The organism is Micromonospora sp. R77 (assembly GCF_022747945.1).
GTDB lineage: Bacteria > Actinomycetota > Actinomycetes > Mycobacteriales > Micromonosporaceae > Micromonospora.
The window spans coordinates 688,432-704,688 of sequence record NZ_JALDST010000001.1; the positions used below are offsets into that span (position 1 = coordinate 688,432).

Genomic DNA, 16,257 nt, shown 5'->3' on the forward strand with positions numbered 1-16,257 from the left:
GGTGGTGTCGGTTCCGCCCCGGTATGTCGGCTGTGCCGGGGACCACGGGTCCATGATCGACGCTGGGAAGGGGTGCGGTCAGCCGGGAAAGCGGGTGGTGACGGCGGTGCGGGTGGGCATGGAGATGGCGCCGCCGGGGGATTCGCAGACCAGGGCGGCGACGCGGAGGGCGTAGGCGACGCGGTGCTGCCAGCCGGTCGGGTCGGTGGGTTCGCCGTCGGCGAGCAGGTCGGCGATGAGCGCGCCCATCACCGAGTCACCGGCGCCGGTGGCGTCCACCGCGTCGACCTTCGGCGCGGGGATGCGTACCACGTCGGGGCCCGTGGCGACCAGCGCGCCGGCCGCACCCAGGGTGACCACCACCGTGGTCGCGCCGAGTTCCCGCAGGTACGCGGCCACTCCCTCGACCGGCTCCCCCGGATAGAGCAGTTCGGCGTCGGCGGTGCTCAACTTCACCAGGTGGGCGCTGGCGGCGAACTCGGCGACCACCTCGCGCAGCCCGGCCAGCGCCCCCGGCCCGGTCAGCAGCCGGGGCCGGACGTTCGGGTCGAACACCCGCAGCGCACCGGCGATCGACCAGGCCCGGCGGGCGGCGGCGAGCACCGGCGGTTCGAGCAGCACGATCGACCCGCAGTAGAGCACGTCCGCGCCCTCGACCAGCGCGACGTCCAGGTCGTCGGCGGTGAGCAGACCGTACGAGCGGGGTTCGCCGTAGAAGCGGAAGTCCGGCTCGGGGCCGGCGAAGGTGGCCACGCCCAGCGCGGTCGGCGCCGGCACGGTGACCGTGCCGGTCAGCCCGACGCCCGCGTCGCTCAGGAAGGCGCGGATCCGGTCGGCGAGGGCGTCGTCGCCGAGTGAGCCGACGAACCGGGAGTCCCCGCCGAGCCGGGCCACCGCCACCGCCACGTTGAGCGGGCCGCCGCCGATCGCCTGTCGGTAGACCGGCTGCCCGTCGTGCTCGGCGTCGAGCAGGTCGACCAGTGCCTCACCGAGCACCACCGCGTACCCCATCTCCGGTTCCCTCCGTTCGTCGTACCCACGATCCTGGCGCACGGTGCCGGTCCGGCGCACGGGGACGACGCGGACCCGGGCACCCGGTGCGGGCCCTTTGCTCTGCAGCCATCGGCGCAGCAGGCACTGTACGTCACCTGCTGCGTCGGTGGCTGCAGAGCAAAGGGCACCGGAGGCAGCCGGGGCCGGCACCGCCCACATCGACGTACGACTATTGCGTCCGGTGTCGGGGCGTGATGGGATGGCGCTTGCCGGAGCGGCGCGGGGGCTGCCGCGCCACCGGCGTCGGGATCCGGTCGACCAGCGAGGGCATCCCGGTCCGTGCCACGGACCGCAGGCGGTGCGCGCGTTCCGCCCGGCCGCACGACGGCCGCCGGGCGCGGCACCGCGACAGTCGCATCCGCTCGTCGCAGCGGGGTGGGCCGGTGCGGGCCACGCCCCGCGAGTCAGGAGAACCTCGTGTCCCGATCCCGTACGGCCGCGCTGCTCACCGCGGCCGCCACCCTCCTGTTCGGCGCCGTCGCGCTGACCGCCGGCCCCGATCCGGCCGCCGCGCACGGCGCGGCGATCACCCCCGGCAGCCGGACCTATCTGTGCTGGAAGGACGGCCTCACCGCGACCGGTGAAATCAAGCCCAACAACCCCGCCTGCGCGGCGGCGGTCGCCCAGAGCGGGGCCAACTCGCTCTACAACTGGTTCGGTGTGCTGCGCTCCGACGCCGGCGGCCGGACCGTCGGCTTCATCCCCGACGGCAAGCTGTGCAGCGGCGGCAACCCCGGTTACGCCGGATACGACCTGGCCCGCGCGGACTGGCCGCTGACCCACCTGACCGCCGGGGCGAAGCACGACTTCCGGTACAGCAACTGGGCCGCCCACCCGGGCACCTTCTACTACTACGTGACGAAGGACAGCTGGGACCCGAACCGGCCGCTGGCCTGGAGCGACCTGGAGGACCAGCCGTTCCTGACGGTCACCAACCCGCCGCAGAGCGGCTCACCGGGCACCGACGGGGGCTACTACTACTTCAGCGGCAACCTGCCGGCGAACAAGAGCGGGCGGCACATCATCTACTCCCGCTGGGTCCGCTCGGACAGCCAGGAGAACTTCTTCGGCTGCTCCGACGTGACCTTCGACGGCGGCCACGGCGAGGTGACCGGCGCCGGCCTCGGCGGCACGCCCACCCCGACCCCGACCACGCCGACGCCCACCCCCACCACGCCGAGCCCGACGCCAACCCCGACCGCACCGAGCCCGACGCCGACCCCGACCACCCCGCCGCCGGGGGGCGACTGCATGGCGGTCTACAAGGTGGTCAGCGCCTGGCCGGGCGGCTTCCAGGGCGAAGTCATGATCATGAACCACAGCTCGCGCACCTACGGCGGCTGGGTGGCGACCTGGACCTGGCCCAGCGGTCAGCAGCTCACCCAACTCTGGAACGGCACGGCCAGCACGACCGGTGCCACGGTGACCGTCACCAACGCCGCCTGGAACGGCACCGTCGCCCCCGAGGGCACCACCACGTTCGGCTTCACCGCCAACACGACCGGCGCCAACACCCTTCCCACGGTCACCTGCTCCGGCCGGTGACCCCGGCGGCGCACCCCGGCTGAGACGAGCAAGAGGTTTGCGTCGCCGGTACGAACTCCGGCAGACGCAAACCTCTTGATCGACGATCCAGGGGCGGACGGTCAGCGGACCATGCTGCCGACCACCGGCTTGGTGAGCAGGGCGGACTGGTTGCGCTGGATGCCGGGGTCGAGGGTCTTGGCCACGAAGATGGCGTGCCAGATGCAGAAGATCAGCACGGTCCACACCTTGCGGGAGTGGTCCGCCTCCTCCCGCTTGTGCTCCTCCAGCAGCCGCATCGCGTACGACAGGTCGAGCAGGTCACCGGCGCCGGAGGTGGACAGCACGTGCCGGGCCCACTCGTACATCTCGCCGCGCAGCCAGACCCGGGTCGGGGTCGGGAAGCCGAGCTTCTTGCGGTTGACGATGGCCGGCGGCACCACGCCCTGCAGCGCCTGGCGCATCGCGTACTTGGTGGCGTCGGAGCGGGGCGGGAGCTTCAGGTCCACCGGGATGCCGGCCGCGACGTCGAAGACCTCCCGGTCGAGGAAGGGCACCCGCACCTCCAGCGAGTGCGCCATCGAGATCCGGTCGGCCTTGACCAGGATGTCGCCGCGCAGCCAGGTGTAGAGGTCGACGTACTGCATCTTGGTGACGTCGTCCAGCTCGGTGCACTCGGCGTAGATCGGCGCGGTGACGTCGGTGTAGCGGACCGAGGGGTCGTAGCGGCGCAGCAGGTGCTGCTTCTCCTCCTCGGTGAACATCCGGGCGTTGCCGTAGTAGCGCTGCTCGATCGGGGTGGTGCCGCGCTCCAGGAAGCTCTTGCCCTTGACCCCCTGCGGAATGGCCCTGGAGACCGCCCGCAGGCCCTTCTGCACTCCGCCCGGCAGGCCGTTGACCGTGCCGAGGGAGAGCGGCTCGCGATAGATGGTGTACCCGCCGAAGAACTCGTCGGCGCCCTCACCGGAGAGCACCACGGTGACGTGCTCGGCGGCCTTCTTGGCGACGAAGTAGAGCGGGACGAGCGCCGGGTCGGCCACCGGGTCGTCCAGGTGCCAGATGATCTTCGGCAGCGCGTCGATCATGTCCTGCGGCCCGATCTTGGTCGGGATCGTGGTCACGTCGAGGTGTCGGGCCGAGTCCTGGGCGACGTCGATCTCGGAGTAGCCGGGGACGTCGTAGCCGACGGTGAAGGTGAGGATGTTCGGGTTGAACTCCCGGGCCAGCGCCACCACCGCGGTCGAGTCGATCCCGCTGGACAGGAACGAACCGACCGGCACGTCCGAGCGCATGTGCATCCGGACGCTCTCCCGGAGCGTCTCCCGGATCTCGTGGTAGAGCTTCTGCTCGTCGGGGACCGGGGTCGGCCGGAACACCGGCCGGTACCACCGGCGTACGTCGATCCGGCCGCCCGGCGTCCAGGTCAGGTACTCCCCCGAGCCGATCCGGTTGATCCCCCGGTGCAGGGTGCCCGGCTCCGGGACGTACTGGAGGGTCAGGTAGTGGCTCAGGTTGGCGGTGTCGATCCCCGCGTCACCCTGGTAGGCCGACTGGGCGAAGGGCAGCAGCGCCTTCTTCTCCGAGGCGAGATAGAGCCCGTCGGCGGTCTCCAGGTAGTGCAGCGGCTTGATGCCGAAGTAGTCCCGGGCGCCGAACGCCCGCCGCTCCTGCCGGTCCCAGATGACGAAGGCGAACATGCCGCGCAGCCGGGTGAGCACCTGCTCGCCCCAGTAGTGGTAGCCGGCGACGATCACCTCACCGTCGCCGTTCGTGGCGAACTGGGCCCCGAAGTCCCGGATCAGCTCGTCGCGCAGCTCGATGTAGTTGTAGATCTCGCCGTTGAAGGTGAGCAGGTAACGGCCGCCCGCGTAGGGCAGCGGCTCGTGGCTGAGCGCCACGTCGATGATGGCCAGGCGCTTGTGCGCGAACACACCGTCCGCGTACCGGCCGGAGGCGTCGCCGACCACCTCGACCCCGGTCTCGTCCGGGCCGCGGTGGTGCAGGCACTCCAGTGCTCCGGCGATGTTGTCGCGGTGGGCGGCGGCGTCGCCGCGCGCGCTGAAGAAGGCCAGGAGTCCGCACATGGTCAGCATCTTTTCACGCGGGCCGGGCGGGCGTCGCGGCACCGCTGGCTCTGCCCCCCGCCGCGCTCCGCGACCCACCGTCGGCTGCCCGGCCCGGGCCGCCGGGTAGCGTCTGGACCAGCAACGACGCGCAGCAAGGGGGCGGATCATGACCGAGGAGCGGAACCAGCCGGACGGTACGGAGTCGCACGACCCGGACTTCCCGGAGGCGTTCCTGGCGTTCATGCGGCAGGGCTGGCGGGACACCGAGCTGCCGGTCGGCCCCCGCCCGGAGGTGCCGAACCACGCCAAGCGGCGGGCCGCGCTCGCCGCGGCCTTCCCCGGCGAGACGCTGGTGATCCCCACCGGCACCGAGAAGGTACGCGCCAACGACACCGAGCACCGGTTCCGGCCGGGCAGCGACTTCGCGTACCTGACCGGCGACCTCGATCCGGACAGCGTGCTGGTGCTGCGCCCGGGCGGGGACGCCACGCTGTTCATGCGGCCCCGCTCGTCCCGCCGTACCGATGAGTTCTTCCGCAGCCGGCACGGTGAGCTGTGGGTGGGCCGCCGCCCCACGCTGAAGGAGAAGTCGACCGAGCTGGGGCTGCCGACCGCCGACCTGACCGAGCTCGACGCGGCGCTGGCCGACCTGGCGCCGGGGCGTACCCGGGTGCTGCGCGGTGTCGACGCCCGGGTGGACGCGGCGGTGCGCCCGTACGACGGTGCCCGCGCCGAGGGCCGGCCCGGCCGCGACCGCGAGCTGGCCACCGCGATCGCCGAGCTGAAGCTGGTCAAGGACGAGTGGGAGATCGCGCAGCTGCAGGACGCGTGCGACGCGACCGTCCGCGGCTTCGAGGACGTGGCCCGCGCGTTGCCGGCCGACCGGGGCGTCGCCGAGCGGCTGCTGGAGGGCGTCTTCGCGCTGCGCGCCCGGCACGACGGCAACGACGTCGGGTACGGCTCGATCGTCGGTGCCGGCGAGCACGCCACGATCCTGCACTGGGTGCACAACCACGGCGCGACCCGGCCGGGCGAGCTGCTGCTGATGGACATGGGGGTGGAGAACCGCAACCTCTACACCGCCGACGTCACCCGGGTGCTGCCGGTCGACGGCCGGTTCACCCCGCTGCAGCGCCAGGTCTACGACGCCGTGTACGCCGCCCAGCAGGCCGGCATCGAGCGCTGCCGGCCGGGCGTGCCGTTCCGCGACGTGCACCTGGCGTCGATGCGGGTGCTCGCCGAGGCGCTGAAGGACCTCGGCCTACTGCCGGTGAGCGTGGACGAGGCGATGGACCCGGCCTCGACGGTCTACCGCCGGTGGACCCTGCACGGCACCAGCCACATGCTCGGCATCGACGTGCACGACTGCGCCAACGCGCGGAAGGAGACCTACCGGGACGGCCCGCTCGGCGAGGGGTACGTGCTCACCGTCGAGCCGGGGCTCTATTTCCAGCCCGAGGACGAGCTGGTCCCCGAGGAGCTGCGCGGCATGGGCGTCCGGATCGAGGACGACATCCTGGTCACGGTCGACGGTCCGGTGAACCTCTCGGCCGGGCTGCCGCGCCGCTCCGACGAGGTGGAGACCTGGCTGGCCGAGCAGCGGGAGGCAGGTCCGCGCCTGCCGGGCTGAGCGTTCCGTACGGTGGCGGGCTCGCCACCGGCGTCTGCGACGTGTGCTGTCGTACCGACGCCGGTGTCGGGCCCGCCGCCGTTTGCGCTGCTCGGCACCCTTACGGCCGGCGCGGCCCGGTCGTACCGACGATGCCAGATGTGAGCGTAATGCGGGGTTTTCTCGGATAAGTCCTCGTCGCGAGGATCCTTCTCATACGGTGAGCATCAGAGGCTACAACCGATTTGTAGCTTGTCGCCCCACCTGCGGTGGTGCGAAGCCTTTGAAGCACGAAAGGGCGGAAGGCTCTGATGTCCAACGACGTAACGACTACCGACGGCGGGGCCCCGATGACCCCGCCGACGAACAGGCGGCGGGCGCTCTGGGTCGCCACCGGCGTGGCCGGGCTGACCGGCGTCGTCGGTCTGGCGGCGCTGGGGGGTCTCGCCGCTCGGGACAACAAGTCGGACGACGCGCAGCGTGCGTCGGAGAACCAGGCCGCCGCGCCGCGGAACGTCAGCGACGCCGGCAAGGCCGAGGACGAGGCCGGCACCGACGACCAGAAGAAGGACCGCGACGCGCGGAACGCCGAGGACGAGTACGGCCGGGACGGCAAGGGCGGTGACGAGCGCGGCGAGCACGGCCGGGAGAACAAGGACCGGGACAAGGACCGGGACAAGGACGAGCACGGCCGCGTGCGGGAGGTGCCCTGCGACGACGAGAAGCTGATCGAGGCCGTCGACCTGGCCAACCGGGACCACGGCGGCACGCTCAAGCTCGCCCCGCACTGCACCTACGAGCTGAGCTTCTCCGACAAGAAGACCGGCACCGGCCTGCCGACCATCCGGCAGGAGATCACCATCAAGGGCCAGGACTCCACGATCAAGCGCGACTCCGAGGACGCCTTCCGGCTCTTCCGCGTCGCCGACGGCGGCGACCTGACCCTCAAGGACGTCACCCTCAAGGACGGCAACGCCGCCGAGTTCAAGTACGGCCAGGCACCCTCGACCAGCTCGCAGGGCGGCCAGGGCCTCCAGGCCCCGCAGGGTGGCCAGGCCGGGCCCGCGTACCCCGGTCCCGGCAAGGACGGCGAGGCGGACGGCGGTGCGCTGCTGGTCGAGCACGGCGGCAGCGCCCACCTGGAGAAGGTGAAGCTGACCGGCAACAACGCCGAGGGCAACGGCGGCGCGATCGCCAACTTCGGCCGGGTCGACCTGGCGTGGAGCCTGGTGGAGGGCAACCACGCCCGGGGCAGCGGTGGCGGTGTCTTCAACGCCGGCCTGCTCAAGGTCAAGGAGTCCCACGTCGCGGACAACACGGCCGGTAAGAACGGCGGCGGCATCGCCAACGGGCACGGCAAGAAGTACGGCTTCCCGCACGTCGTGATCGACGGTCGCGACCAGGCCGGCAGCGTGGAGATCTTCAAGAGCGAGATCGAGGGCAACCAGGCCGGCGACAACGGCGGCGGCCTGTTCAGCTCCGGCGGGTTCGTCAAGATCGCCTTCGCGGCCGTCAAGGAGAACACCGCCTGCCGCAACGGCGGTGGCATCTACGCCGAGGACACCGACCTCGATCTCGAGAAGGTGCTGGTCGCCGGGAACCACGCCGACAAGGACGGGGGCGGCATCGTCAACACCGGCGGTAAGCACGAGGAGAGCCTGGTGCCCGGCGGCGACGAGCGCGACCGGCGCGCCACCGCCACCATCGCCGACAGCAAGATCGTCGACAACACCGCCGGGCGCTTCGGCGGCGGCATCTTCAACGGTGACCTGGAGGTCAAGCTCGAGGACGGCTTCCTGCAGGCGCCCGAGGGCGGGGACAGCCGGGGCGACAACACCCTGCTGACCCTGCGGGACACCGAGATCAAGGGCAACACCGCCCTCAACGGCGGCGGCATCTTCAACAACAAGGGCACGGTCACCCTGACCAAGACCCGCGTCACCAAGAACACCGCCACCGACAGCTCCAAGACCCACCGGGTCGCCGGCGGCATCCTCAACAACGACGGCCGGGTCCGCCTCGACGAGACCTCGACCGTCACCGACAACGACCCGACCAACTGCGCCGGCACCGTCAAGGACTGCTTCAACTGAACCACCACATAACCGCGGGGGTCCCTTTCCGTCGCCCGGCGACGGGAAGGGACCCCCATCGTCCTCCTTCGCGGGGTACGTCGGGCCCGTCCCGAATGCGGCGCACCATCGGCCGGCGCACGCTTTCCGCCCGGACCGGGCCGCTTCGCCACCGGTGACGCCGCTGCCGCCCCGCCGTCCCGCCTGCTGCCGGCTGCACCGCCCACACACCTTATGTGGGCTTTTTTCGCATATGCACACGAGGCGAAGAAAGCTCTCATACGGTGTTCTTCAGAAGCTACAACCGATTTGTAGCGAAGGCCGCCTCGCCGTGGCGAAGCGACCTTGTCTGGTACAAGGAGAGGGCAGAGAGCTCCGATGTCCAACTACCTTCGCAATAACGATGACGCCGTTCGTGAGACGACCTCCCCGATCCGTCGTCGCCGGCTCTGGCTCGCCACCGGCGTCGTGGGCCTGACCGGGGCGGTCAGCCTGGCGGGCGTGGCCTACGCGACCACCGGCGCCACCGGCCCGCACCGGCTCGCCGACCTGAAGTGGTCGACCGCCCAGCAGCTCAGCGACGACACCCACGGCGACGAGAAGGACCGCGACGCGCGGAACGCCGAGGACGAGTACGGCCGGGACGGCAAGGGCGGTGACGAGCGCGGCGAGCACGGCCGGGAGAACAAGGACCGGGACAAGGACCGGGACAAGGACGAGCACGGCCGCGTGCGGGAGGTGCCCTGCGACGACGAGAAGCTGATCGAGGCCGTCGACCTGGCCAACCGGGACCACGGCGGCACGCTCAAGCTCGCCCCGCACTGCACCTACGAGCTGAGCTTCTCCGACAAGAAGACCGGCACCGGCCTGCCGACCATCCGGCAGGAGATCACCATCAAGGGCCAGGACTCCACGATCAAGCGCGACTCCGAGGACGCCTTCCGGCTCTTCCGCGTCGCCGACGGCGGCGACCTGACCCTCAAGGACGTCACCCTCAAGGACGGCAACGCCGCCGAGTTCAAGTACGGCCAGGCACCCTCGACCAGCTCGCAGGGCAGCCAGAGCCTCCAGGCCCCGCAGGGTGGCCAGGGCGGCCAGGCCGTCCAGGCGCCGCAGATCGTACAGGCGCCGCAGGGGGCCCAGGCCGCGGCGGCTCCGCAGGGGGCGCAGGCCGCTCAGGCTCCGCAGGGAGCGCTGGCGGTGGCTCCGCAGGCCGTGCAGAGCGGGCCCGGGTACCCGGCGCCGCGCAAGGACGGCGAAGCGGACGGCGGTGCGCTGCTGGTCGAGCACGGCGGCAGCGCCCACCTGGAGAAGGTGAAGCTGACCGGCAACAACGCCGAGGGCAACGGCGGCGCCATCGCCAACTTCGGCCGGGTCGACCTCGACTGGAGCACCGTCGAGAACAACCACGCCCGGGAGAACGGCGGCGGCGTGTTCAACACCGGCCTGCTCAAGGTCAAGGAGTCCCGTGTCGCCCACAACACCGCCGGCGAGAACGGCGGCGGCATCGCCAACGGGCACGGCAAGAAGGACGGCCCGCACATCGTCGTCGACGGCCGCGACGAGGCCGGCAGCGTGGAGATCTTCAAGAGCGAGATCGAGGGCAACCAGGCCGGCGACAACGGCGGCGGCCTGTTCAGCTCCGGCGGGTTCCTCCAGGTCAGCTTCTCCTACGTCAAGGAGAACACCGCCTGCCGCAACGGCGGTGGCATCTACGCCGAGGACACCGACCTCGACGTCGACCACGTCATCGTCGCCAAGAACCACGCGACCTTCGGCGGCGGCGGCATCGTCAACACCGGCGGCAAGCACGAGGAGAGCCTGGTGCCCGGCGGCGACGAGCGCGACCAGCGCGCCACCGCCACCATCGCCGACAGCAAGATCGTCGACAACACCGCCGGCGGTTTCGGCGGCGGCATCTTCAACGGCGAGTGGCTGGTCAAGGTCTCCGACGGCTTCGTGGAGGGGCCGGAGGGCCGGGGCGACAACGCCCTGCTGACCCTGCGGGACACCGAGATCAAGGGCAACACCGCCCTCAACGGCGGCGGCATCTTCAACAACAAGGGCACGGTCACCCTGACCAAGACCCGCGTCACCAAGAACACCGCCACCGACAGCTCCAAGACCCACCGGGTCGCCGGCGGCATCCTCAACAACGACGGCCGGGTCCGCCTCGACGAGACCTCGACCGTCACCGACAACGACCCGACCAACTGCGCCGGCACCGTCAAGGACTGCTTCAACTGAGGCAGCTTGCCGGCCGGACCGGTCGAACCGAACCGGCCCCCTTCGCCGAGGCGAAGGGGGCCGGCTCACGTCCGTCCGGGTCAGCTCTGGACGAACACCGCCACGCTGCGGGCCGGCACGGTGAACGTGCCGCTCGCCTTGGCGAACGAGGCCGTCCGCAGCACCGGGTCGGCGGAGGTACGCAGCACCGGGTGCAGCGCCACGTTCGCCCCGCGCAGGCCGGTCACCGTCTGCTCCGCCGCCTTCGGGGTGGCGTTGAAGACCACGGTCACCGACTTCCACTTCCCGTCGAGCCCGCGGGCGTCGAGGGTCATGGTGAGCACCCCGGGCGTCTCCTGCTCACCGGAGAGCGGGAAGGCCACCCGCTTCTGCACCTGGTCGGCGGTGGTCAGCCCGAACACCGGCGAGGACTCGCGGATCTTCAGCAGCTCCGCGTACCGGGCGTCGGCCAGGTCGATCGCCGCGCAGTCCGGCACCAGCTTCGGATCGGCCAGCAGCGGCTTCGCGTACGGCCACTTGTCCTGGTTGTCCTGCGCCGGCGGGAGACCGGCGCCGAAGCCGTTGCCCTGGGTGCAGTCCCAGCGGATCTGGTTGAACCAGTCACCGGAGTTGAACGAGTTGCGGTCCAGCGACTTGGAGCGCAGCCGCTCCGAGCCGGCCGTCACGAACCCGGGCCCCTGCCCGAGGGCGGTGGTCGACAGGGCCAGCACCTGCATCCGGGCCCGGTCCTGCGCCGAGGTGTCCTGCGGCAGCTTGTACGCCAGCGCGTCGTACAGGATCTCGTTGTCGTGCGCGTCGACGTAGGTGACCGCCTCGCCCGGCGCGGCGGTGTAGCCGGCCGGTGAGCCGTTGTAGTCCACCTGCGCACCGGTGACGACCTTGCCCGACGAGTCGGTGAACCGGTAGCCGCGCAGGTTGCCGGTCAGGCCGACCTTGATCAGGTCCTGGGAGTGCCGCAGTCGGGCCTTCTGCTCGGCGGCGGTGCCGTTGACGTCGTCCCCGTTCGGGTCGGTATAGAGACCCGAGGCGAAGCCCTGCACCCGCGGGTTGCCGTCGAACGGGCCGCCGCCGCGGACCGCGTCGCGGAGCCGGTCGTTGAAGGTGGCGATACCGGTGCCGGCCATGTTGGCCTGGGTGGCCTGCACGAACCGGGCGTCGTTGGCGACCTCGCCGAAGTTCCACCCCTCGCCGTAGAGCAGGATCTTCTTCCCGTCCACACCGTCGCGCGCCACGGTCAGCTTGTCCAGCGCGGCCCGGACGGCCAGGATGTTCGCCTTCGGGTGGTGACCCATCAGGTCGAACCGGAAACCGTCCACCTTGTACGCCTTGGCCCAGGTGACCAGGGAGTCCACCACGAGCTTGCCCATCATGGCGTGCTCGGGGGCGGTGTTGGCGCAGCAGGTGGAGTTGGCGATGCTGCCGTCGTCCAGCTGCCGGTGGTAGTAGCCGGGCACCACCTGGTCGAGCACCGACTTCGGGTCGGTGCCGGCGGCCGAGGTGTGGTTGTAGACGACGTCCATGACTACGCGCAGGCCCGCCTGGTTGACCCCGGCGACCATCTGCCGGAACTCGGTGGTCCGCTTCGCACCGTTCGGGTCGACGGCGTAGCCGCCCTCCGGCACGGTGTAGTGCAGCGGGTCGTACCCCCAGTTGAAGCCGTCGGACTCGGCGACCGCCGCGACGCACTTCTGCTGCTGGTCGGAGTCCGGCGGCAGCGCGGCCAGGTCACAGGCCGGCTGCTGCTGGTCGGCCCGCTTCTCGGGGATGGTGGCGAAGTCGAACGCCGGCAGCAGGTGCAGGTAGTTGACCCCCGCGTCGCCGAGCGACTTCAGGTGCTTCATGCCGGCGGTGTTCGGGTCGGTGAAGGCGAGGTAGGTGCCCCGCCGCTCGGCCGGCACGCTCGCGTCGGCGATGGAGAAGTCGCGGACCGACAGCTCGGAGATCTGCGCCCTGGACGACGGCACCGCCGCCGGCTTGCGCAGCGTCGCCCAGCCGGCCGGCGCGAGCGCCGGGTCGGTCAGGTCGACGAGCTGGCTGTGCGTCGAGTCCGGCGCGAGGGCCACCGAGTACGGGTCGGTCACCGAGGCGGTGACCACCTTCTGCGCGGCCGGCTGCCACGCCTGCACCTGGTAGCGGTAGTACTTGCCGGTCCACGACTTCGTGCCGCGCACCGACCAGACGCCGGTGCGGTCGTTGCGGCTCATCGGCACGGTCTTCGTCGGCTCGGCCGTGGCCGAGTCGAAGAGCTGGAGCGACACCGTCCGGGCGGTGGGCGCCCAGACCGCCAGGGTGGGCACCTTGCCGGCGAAGGTCGGTCCGAGCTTCGCCGTGGTGGCGGCCCGGTAGACGTCGTCGAGCACGCCCGGGATCTGCACCCCGGTCGCGCCGAGCAGGGTGCCCGCGGCGTCCCGCTCGGTCACCACGAGCTGCCCGCGCAGCGCCGCCGGCACCTTGGCCAGGTCGGCCTGGCCGAGGCTGAAGGCGTGGTAGGCCCACAGGTGCGGGAAGGCCGCGCGCTGGGCCTCGGTGAGCCCGTTGCGCTGCGCCCGCAGCGGCAGCGTGGTGTACGTCCCGGAGAGCTCACCGTCGGTGATGCTGAGCCCGCCGGCCGGCGCGGCGACCAGGGCGTACTGCTTGCCGTCGGTCGGCCCGGTCTGCCAGGCGACGGTGGACCGGTCGATCCACTGCGCCTTCTCCTTGGTGATGTCGACGTCCTTCGCGACGCCGGAGGACGTGGCCGGCAGCAGGCGGCCCTTGACCCCGGCGAGCAGCCACACCTCGTGCCCGGCGGCGGCGAAGTCGAGCCGCTGGTCGTCGGGCTGATCCTTGGCGTCGCCGTTGTGGATGATGTAGTTCAGCCCGGTCGCCCCGGCCGCGAGCGGCACCCGGAAGACCGCCCCGTACGAGTCGATCTTCTCCGGCTTGAGCGGGTTGCCCCAGTCGGTGGGGTTGGCGGCGCCGTCCCAGAGGTGCAGGCCCCAGCCGTCGTAGTTCCCGTCGGCCTTGCGCCAGTGGATGACCGCGGTGCTCTGGTCGACCGCCGGGTCGGGCTCGCCGGTGGCGGCCTGCCGGGTCGGGTAGAGCGTGCCGTCGCCCTGCTTGACCCAGACCTCACCGGTCTGCGTCACGTCGATGGTGCGGTCGTTCGCGACGTCCTTGTTCCCGTCCTTGTCGACCACGAGGAACCCGACCGACTTCGCGCCCGGCTTCAGCTTGACCCAGGCGAACCGGCCGAACGAGTCCTCACCGGCGAACGGCTGCCCTTTGGGCCACTCGGTGGCGTACGCCGGGTCGATGTCGCCCCAGGTGTAGAGGCCCCAGTCGGCGTACCCACCGGCCGGACGCTGGTAGTGGACCACCGCCCAGTCCCGCGACGCGCCCTGCGCCGGGGTGCCGACGACGCCGGTGGAGCGGGCGCTCGCCGTCCGGCCCTTGCCGTCACGCACGACCGCCTTGTACTCCACCTTCGTGCCGCCGGCCAGGCCGGTCAGGTCGTGGTGCACGGTGTACGGCGCGGTGTGCGCGGTGCCCAGCAGGGTCCACTTGCCACCGGGGACCCGGGCGGCGAAGGTGACCGTGGCGAGGGGGTCACCGGTGACCTGGGCGGTCACGGTGGCCTTGGTGGCGACCGGGTCGGTGCCCGGCGCGGTGATGGTGATGCCCGGGGCGGCGTCGGCCTGCGGGATGGCCCGGTCGGCCTTGAGCACCACGGCCGACATGGCCGGCACGGTGACGCTCAGCTTGCCGTCGGCGCCGGCCGTCGAGGTGGCCGCGCCGCCGTAGATGCCGGTGAAGGCCGCGCCGGCCGACCAGGTGTCCACGGAGACAGTCTGCGCGGTGGACGCGTTGTTCACCGCGACGACGTGTTCGGTGCGGTCGGACGGCAGGATCCGGGAGAAGGCGAAGACGCCCGCGCCGTCGGCCGCGTACCGGGTGACCTGGACGCCGTCGCGCAGGGCCGGGTTGGCCGCGCGGAGCTTGCCCAGCTCGGCGATGGTCCGGTACAGCGGGTGGGTCTTGTCGTACTGGTCGCTGGCGTGGGTGCGGGTGGTGCCGATCAGGTCGTCGTCGAGGTAGTCCGCCGTCTTCGTGGCGAACATGTCCTGCCGGGCGTCCTTGTCGCCGCCGGGGCCGGTGAAGCCCTGCTCGTCGCCGGAGTAGACGACGGGCTGACCACGGGTGAGGAACATCAGCTGGTGGGCGAGCTGGTCGCGCTTGAGCTGGCTGGCGTCGTCCCCGCCGGTCGCCGCGATGAACGAGCCGATCCGGCCCATGTCGTGGTTGCCGAGGAAGGTGGTCAGCCGGTTCGCGTCGGTGTCGCGGGCGGCGTACAGGTCGTCCTTGGCGTACACGTCGGCGAGCGCCTTGGCGGAGCCGTCGGCGGCGGTGTAGCCGCGCGCGGCCTCCTGGAAGGAGAAGTCGAGGGTGGCCGGCAGGCCGCCGCGCCGCACGTACGTCGACTCGATCTCCTGGTCGGCGCTGTAGACCTCGCCGAACATGAAGAAGTCCTTCTTGCCGGCCTTCTCGGCGGCCCGCTTGATGCCCTGGCTGAACTGCGGCCAGAAGTCGAGGTTGGCGTGCTTGACGGTGTCCAGCCGGAAGCCGTCGACGCCGGTGCTGCCGATCCAGTCGCCGTAGACCTTGGTCAGCCCGCGCACCACCTCGGGACGCTCGGTCCACAGGTCGTCCAGGCCGAAGAAGTCGCCGTACTCGCTGTTCTCGCCCGCGAAGGTCGAGTCACCGCGGTTGTGGTACATCGTCGGGTCGTTCAGCCAGGCCGGGACCTTGACCTTCGCGTCGGCCGCGCTGGCGAACGTCGGCGTGTACGGGAAGGACTTCAGGTTGACCTTCGGGAAGTCCCGGGTGCCGTCGGCGTAGTTGCGGTCCTCGAAGGGCCGCCCCTGCGCGTCGGAGTACGGCGCGGTCTTCTTGTCGACGTACGCGTACTTGTCCTCGGCGTACTTGATGACGTCGGCGGTGTGGTTGACGATGACGTCGAGGTAGACCTTGATGCCCCGCTGGTGGGCCAGCTTGACCAGCTGCTTCAGCTCCTCGTTGGTGCCGAAGTGCGGGTCGACCTGGGTGAAGTCGGTGATCCAGTAGCCGTGGTAGCCGGCGGAGACGTCCGCGCCGGTGCCCTGCACGGGCCGGTTCTTGAAGATCGGGGCGAGCCAGATGGCGGTGGTGCCGAGGCCCTGGATGTAGTCGAGCTTGTTGATGACGCCCTTGAGGTCGCCGCCGTGGTAGAAGCCCTTGTCGGTCGGGTCGTACCCGGTGCTCAGCCGGTCACCGGTCAGGCCGCCGGAGTCGTTGCGCTTGTCGCCGTTGGCGAAGCGGTCCGGCAGGACGAAGTAGAACTGGTCGGCCTTGGCGGTGCTGTTGCCGGCCTTGAGCAGCGTCTCGACCGACGGTTCCTGGCTCCACTGGGGCGCGCCGGCGGCGGCGAGGAGGTCGGTGCGGGGGGCCCGGTCGGTGGCGTCGTTGCCCAGTTGGTGAACGGCGACCGGCACGCCGACGAGGGCGAGGGTGAGGGTGGAGACCAAGGCGAGCAGTGCCTTGCGGGATATCGGCGGGGGTTTCATCGACGGCCTTCCTCTGGTCGTGATTCGCCCGCACGCTAGCTCTTGCCGAAACATTCTGCAATACCTTGCAAACCAAGTCGTAATAAAGCAGCTTGCTTGCGAAA

Annotated in this window: 7 protein-coding genes; 4 read left to right on the plus strand and 3 right to left on the minus strand. The window is 71.1% G+C overall.

Translation table 11 applies throughout. The features are described from left to right. Positions 1 to 78: 78 nt before the first annotated feature. On the minus strand, positions 79 to 1,011 hold the full coding sequence (locus MRQ36_RS02925) for a carbohydrate kinase (RefSeq protein ID WP_242792507.1): 933 nt from the start codon (positions 1,009 to 1,011) through the stop codon (positions 79 to 81). A 459-nt stretch (positions 1,012 to 1,470) separates the two neighbouring features. Between MRQ36_RS02925 and MRQ36_RS02930 the strand changes: the two genes are divergently transcribed. Next, a complete protein-coding gene (locus MRQ36_RS02930; protein ID WP_242792509.1) occupies positions 1,471 to 2,598 on the plus strand; it encodes a lytic polysaccharide monooxygenase in 1,128 nt (375 codons plus the stop codon). Positions 2,599 to 2,699: 101 nt separating this feature from the next. Here the strand turns inward: MRQ36_RS02930 and asnB are convergent, their stop codons facing one another. Beyond that, positions 2,700 to 4,661: an asparagine synthase (glutamine-hydrolyzing) gene (gene asnB / locus MRQ36_RS02935; protein WP_242792512.1), complete on the minus strand. Its 1,962-nt coding sequence runs from the start codon at positions 4,659 to 4,661 to the stop codon at positions 2,700 to 2,702. 148 nt (positions 4,662 to 4,809) lie between these two features. Between asnB and MRQ36_RS02940 the strand changes: the two genes are divergently transcribed. The 3 genes from MRQ36_RS02940 to MRQ36_RS02950 all read left to right on the plus strand — a co-directional run bounded on the left by MRQ36_RS02940 (position 4,810) and on the right by MRQ36_RS02950 (position 10,571). Beyond that, positions 4,810 to 6,273, plus strand: coding sequence for an aminopeptidase P family protein (locus tag MRQ36_RS02940; RefSeq protein ID WP_242792514.1), 1,464 nt, complete (start codon positions 4,810 to 4,812; stop codon positions 6,271 to 6,273). A 290-nt stretch (positions 6,274 to 6,563) separates the two neighbouring features. After that, positions 6,564 to 8,345, plus strand: coding sequence for a hypothetical protein (locus tag MRQ36_RS02945; RefSeq protein ID WP_242792516.1), 1,782 nt, complete (start codon positions 6,564 to 6,566; stop codon positions 8,343 to 8,345). A 357-nt stretch (positions 8,346 to 8,702) separates the two neighbouring features. After that, positions 8,703 to 10,571 carry a hypothetical protein gene (locus MRQ36_RS02950; RefSeq protein ID WP_242792518.1) on the plus strand — a complete coding sequence of 623 codons (1,869 nt, stop codon included), beginning with the start codon at positions 8,703 to 8,705 and terminating at the stop codon, positions 10,569 to 10,571. 80 nt (positions 10,572 to 10,651) lie between these two features. Here MRQ36_RS02950 and pulA read toward each other — a convergent pair whose 3' ends face one another. Continuing rightward, positions 10,652 to 16,153 carry a pullulanase-type alpha-1,6-glucosidase gene (pulA, locus tag MRQ36_RS02955; RefSeq protein WP_242792520.1) on the minus strand — a complete coding sequence of 1,834 codons (5,502 nt, stop codon included), beginning with the start codon at positions 16,151 to 16,153 and terminating at the stop codon, positions 10,652 to 10,654. Between the last annotated feature and the right edge of the window lie 104 nt (positions 16,154 to 16,257).